The sequence below is a fragment of the Sandarakinorhabdus cyanobacteriorum genome, assembly GCF_002251755.1.
Taxonomy (GTDB): Bacteria; Pseudomonadota; Alphaproteobacteria; order Sphingomonadales; family Sphingomonadaceae; genus Sandarakinorhabdus; species Sandarakinorhabdus cyanobacteriorum.
This window is the reverse complement of the sequence record NZ_NOXT01000020.1, coordinates 1-3,428: the sequence shown is the minus strand read 5'-3', so window position 1 is coordinate 3,428 and position 3,428 is coordinate 1. Positions and strand designations below refer to the sequence as shown.

At 64.3% G+C, this 3,428-nt stretch carries 3 protein-coding genes; all 3 read right to left on the bottom strand.

The window, feature by feature from the left end:
- Nucleotides 1-87: 87 nt before the first annotated feature.
- On the bottom strand, nucleotides 88-1,098 hold the full coding sequence (locus tag CHU93_RS00370; protein WP_094472247.1) for an NADP-dependent oxidoreductase: 1,011 nt from the start codon (nucleotides 1,096-1,098) through the stop codon (nucleotides 88-90).
- Nucleotides 1,099-1,240: 142 nt separating this feature from the next.
- Complete coding sequence (locus CHU93_RS00365) at nucleotides 1,241-2,800, bottom strand: helicase HerA-like domain-containing protein (protein ID WP_165768533.1); 1,560 nt, start codon at nucleotides 2,798-2,800, stop codon at nucleotides 1,241-1,243.
- A 100-nt stretch (nucleotides 2,801-2,900) separates the two neighbouring features.
- Nucleotides 2,901-3,344, bottom strand: coding sequence for a tetratricopeptide repeat protein (locus CHU93_RS00360; RefSeq protein WP_133064242.1), 444 nt, complete (start codon nucleotides 3,342-3,344; stop codon nucleotides 2,901-2,903).
- Between the last annotated feature and the right edge of the window lie 84 nt (nucleotides 3,345-3,428).

The window sequence follows — 3,428 nt, the reverse complement described above, 5'->3', positions numbered from 1 at the left end:
CGGAGGGGCCTCCCAGATCCTCCCCCGCTGGGGGAGGTGCCGACCAGCGGGAGGCGGAGGGGGCCGGCAGCACCGGCCCCAACCGGATCAGACCTTCAGCAACTGCTTGCCGAAATTCTTGCCTTCGAACAGGCGCCGCAGCGTCGCCGGGCAATTTTCAAACCCGTGCGCCACATCCTCGGCGGTCTTCAGCTTGCCGGCCTGCATCAGCTTGGCCAGCTCCGCCACGCCCTCGCCATAGCGCTTGGCGAAATCGAGCACGATGAAGCCTTCCATGCGCCCGCGCATCACCGTCAGGTTCATGTAATTCCGCAGGCCGGGCTGCCGGTCTTCCGCCGTGTCGTTGTAACTGGAAATGCCGCCGCACAGCACGACGCGGGCATTCAGCGCCAGATTGGCCAGCGCCGCATCCAAAATCTCGCCGCCGACATTTTCAAACACCACGTTCACGCCCTTCCTGGCATGTTCGCGGATCTGGCGGCCAACATTGCCGGTGCGATAATCGATGCAGGCATCGGCCCCGGCGGTTTCCACCACCCAGCGGCACTTGTCCGGCCCGCCGGCAATGCCGATCACCGTGCAGCCCAGCGCCTTGCCGATCTGCACCACCACACTGCCCGTCGCGCCGGCCGCGCCCGAGACCAGGATGGTATCGCCTTCCTTGGGCTGGCCAATCTCGGTCAGGCCAAACCAGGCGGTCAGCCCGGTGGTGCCAAACACGCCCAGCGCCTGTTCCGGCGTCACCCCAGCCCGCACCTTGGTCACCGGGCCAGCCTCGGTCATGCCGTTTGAAACGGCATGTTCCTGCCAGCCGAAGGCACCCTGCACCACATCGCCAACTGCAAAGCCGGGGTGCTTGCTCGCCACCACCTCACCAATGCCGCCAGCCCGCACCACGCCGCCAATCGGCACCGCCGGCAGATAGGTATCGCCACCCAGCCAGCCGCGCTGGGTGGGATCGAACGAAAAATAGGTCAACCGCACCAGAAACTCGCCGTCGGCGATCTCGGGCATCGGCACCGTCACCAGTTCGAAATCACTGTCCTTCAGCGGCCCGTTCGGGCGCGATTGCAACAGCCAGCGGCGCGTCGTGGTCATGTGTCTTTCTCCCCAGTCAAAACGTCCGTCATGCTGAACTTGTTTCAGCATCCATGGTCCAATCGCCTCCACAGGCACGCTTGTCGAGGCGCACTCCCATGGATGCTGAAACAAGTTCAGGATGACCAGCGCACAGCGCTGGTCACTTGAACAAACTCCCCAAAATCCCGCGCACCAGGCTCTTGCCCAAACTCCCGGCCACCTGCCGGCCAATCGTGCTGGCCGCCGAACGGGCCGCGGCCTCGATGGCCTTCTGCGTCGCCGTCGGCTTGGCCGCAGCGCGGGCCCGCGCCACTTCCAGCCGCGCCGCCTCGCGTTCGCGCTGTGCCTGCAATTTCGCCTGCTCCTTGGCCGCCTGCGCGTCCAGCTTGGCCTGCAGCGCCGCCGCCTTCTCGGCCTCGGCCTGCGCCGCGCTTTCCTCGCGCTTCATCACCAGCAGTTCGGCGGCGGACTCGCGGTCCACCCGCTCCTCATATTTGCCGGCATAGGGGGAGGCGTTGATCACATCCATCCGCTCACCCGGCGTCAACGGCCCGACGCGGCTGCGCGGCGGCGCGATGCGCGTGCGCTCCACCGGGCTCGGCGCGCCATCGGGCATCAGGGTCGATACCAGCGCCTCGCCCACCTTCATCTCGGTGATCACGGCCGCCACATCCAGCCGCGGATTGGGCCGGAAGGTTTCCGATGCGCTCTTGATCGCCCGGGCGTCGCGCGGCGTGAAGGCCCTCAATGCATGCTGCACCCGGTTGCCCAACTGGCCGGCCACCTTTTCCGGAATGTCGATCGGGTTCTGCGTCACGAAATAGACGCCAACGCCCTTGGACCGGATCAGGCGCACCACCTGCTCCACCTTGTCCATCAGCGCGTCCGGCGCCTCGTCAAACAGCAGATGCGCCTCGTCAAAGAAGAACACCAGCTTGGGCTTGTCGGGATCGCCCACTTCGGGAAGCGTTTCATACAGTTCCGACAACAGCCACAACAGGAAGGTCGCATAAAGGCGCGGGGATTGCATCAGCTTGTCCGCCGCCAAAATGTTCACCCGGCCCCGGCCCTTGCCATCAGCTGCGATGAAATCGCTGATCTCGAACGCCGGCTCGCCAAAGAAGGCCGCGCCGCCCTGGGTTTCCAGCGTCAACAGCTGGCGCTGGATCGATCCCACGCTGGCCTTCGTCACATTGCCATATTTGGCCGACAGCTCGTCCGCATTCTCGGCGACCCAGGCCAGCATCGCCTGCAGATCCTCCAGATCCAGCAGCAGCATGTCGTGATCGTCGGCATAGCGGAAGGCGATGGTCATCACCCCTTCCTGCGTGTCATTCAGGCCCATCAGCCGGCTGAGCAGCAGCGGCCCCATTTCCGAAATGGTGGTGCGGATCGGGTGGCCCTGTTCGCCAAACAAATCCCAGAACACGACCGGCATGGCTTCCCAGTCATAATCCTCGATCTTCAATTCCAGCGCGCGCTTGCCGGTCCAGGCCGCCGCCTCGCTGCCGGCCCGGGCCATGCCGGCGATATCGCCCTTCACATCCGCGAGGAACACCGGCACCCCGGCGCGGCTGAAGCCCTCGGCGAGCCCCTGCAGCGTCACCGTCTTGCCGGTGCCGGTGGCGCCCGCGATCAGGCCGTGACGGTTGGCGCGCTTCAGCACCAGGCTTTGCGGCTGATCCTGATCCGAAAGGCCGATGAACAGCGAATCGGTCACAATATTCTCCTTCGTTCGGCAGTTTCAGCGCGGCGGGCGCGTCACGTCCAGCCGGAAGATGTCGGGCCGGGCATAATGGCCGGCGGGAATGCAGCAATAACTACGGCGCCGGCGTCCAACCCAGCGCCTCGGCATCAGCAAAGGCTTTGCGATTTGCCTCGATCAGCATCTGCCACCTTGGCTTCAGCGCCGGTGGGATAGCGGCAGGCGTGGGATAGCGGGAGGTAAACTCGGATTCGACCATGCGGCCATAGGCGTTACCCAATTGCAGCAAGGCATGCACATCACGCGGGGAGGCTGCAAGAATTTCACGCGCCGCGTCCACGGCCTCTTCATAGCGACCGTCCGCAACCAGTTTCTCGACAACAACATTGGCCAACAGCGCAGCCGTTTCCTGTGGTGAGAGCTTCCGCAAATAAATGCCGCTCTCTACTGCCCGGTCACTGATCACAAACTTCTGCCGATACCAATCAGTCCGCATGGCGTTGGCACCATCGGTGGTCTCCACATTCCATTCCCGCCCGGAAGGATCAGTGATCTTCACGAAAATATGGAGTGGCGCCACCGCCAACGTTGCATCAATCCCAAGCCCGCCTTATTCATGAGCCTTCCTGTCAGGGCGTTGCCG

Coding starts and splice junctions, on each gene's coding strand:
- CHU93_RS00370 (WP_094472247.1), bottom strand. CDS start 1,098: ATGACCACGACGCGCCGCTGGCTGTTGCAATCGCGCCCGAACGGGCCG.